The organism is Halococcus salifodinae DSM 8989 (genome assembly GCF_000336935.1).
GTDB classification, from domain to species: domain Archaea; phylum Halobacteriota; class Halobacteria; order Halobacteriales; family Halococcaceae; genus Halococcus; species Halococcus salifodinae.
This window is the reverse complement of record NZ_AOME01000107.1, coordinates 1-1,047: the sequence shown is the minus strand read 5'-3', so window position 1 is coordinate 1,047 and position 1,047 is coordinate 1. Positions and strand designations below refer to the sequence as shown.

Here is a 1,047-nt window from a genome sequence, read left to right as displayed (position 1 = left end):
AGAAATCACCCTGATGTGTGTCGTCTACAACATCAAACGCTCCGTCAAGCAGTGAAATCCACCGCCCTATGGCGATTCAACACAGCCGTACATTCTTCTTCGGGGCTTTCCGGCTCGGAGACTGCTCCGAATTTCGTGGCGAGTTCGCTTGGATCTAGCGTCCGGGTGTCTGGCTGCTGCTGAAAGTCTGTGTTCTCGACGCCCTGCTTCGTTGGGGGCTGTGACGGGCTTTCCATGGTGGAAATCCTCCACCTGTCTCGGGAGAGAAAAACGAGGGTGTAGCCCGAGTTGCTCCGGAAGCAGTGGTGTGGTCTCTCGCCACCTTGTGTAACATTTCATCACTTCCACCTGCCGTATTGTTACATAAGGTTCGTAGAGGGACCGATACGGATTGTTCGCTGAGCAATCACCGATTGTCGATATACTCGGACGTGAGCGTCCCGTCGGCCTTCCGGTAGTAGAGATACTGGTACGGCCCGTGCTTTTCGCCCTTCTTCATGCACTTGCAGGTTTCGTCGCCACACGTGACTTTCTCCATCACGACGGTCCCACCCTTCGAACTGCTCCCATCCTCGTCGACGGGATCGGCGGCGTCCGGCAGTTCGTCGTTGTCGATCGGCTGTTGGGTCCATTCGAGGAGTTCGTCGATATACTCGCGGATTTTCAGCAGCGATTCGTGGTCTTGCTTTGGGAGGCCCTTGCGGAGATACTTCGGTAGCGAAGCCGGGACAGCCGGCGGCTCTTCTGAAGCCATGATTGACCTTATGTAACATCTAGACCTACATAAGGATGCTTGTTGTTACATAAGGNAAGCCGGGACAGCCGGCGGCTCTTCTGAAGCCATGATTGACCTTATGTAACATCTAGACCTACATAAGGATGCTTGTTGTTACATAAGGTAGTGATGCCGAGTCATCCTGGCTCCGATCAGATGGTCTGGTTGTCGTCCTTGAGACTATCCAACAGGAGTGTCTCGATTTTGTAGTAAGCGCGCACCGTCCAATCCGAAGGCCGTTCGTGCTTGATCGTTCGGCGGGCTTCGAAGAT

1 protein-coding gene is annotated in these 1,047 nt (G+C 54.1%); it reads right to left on the bottom strand.

From position 1 onward, the window contains the following. Positions 1 to 406: 406 nt before the first annotated feature. Positions 407 to 754 (bottom strand): DUF6788 family protein, encoded by a 348-nt coding sequence (locus C450_RS19985; protein ID WP_005046941.1) that lies wholly within the window; start codon positions 752 to 754, stop codon positions 407 to 409. Positions 755 to 1,047: the final 293 nt, after the last annotated feature.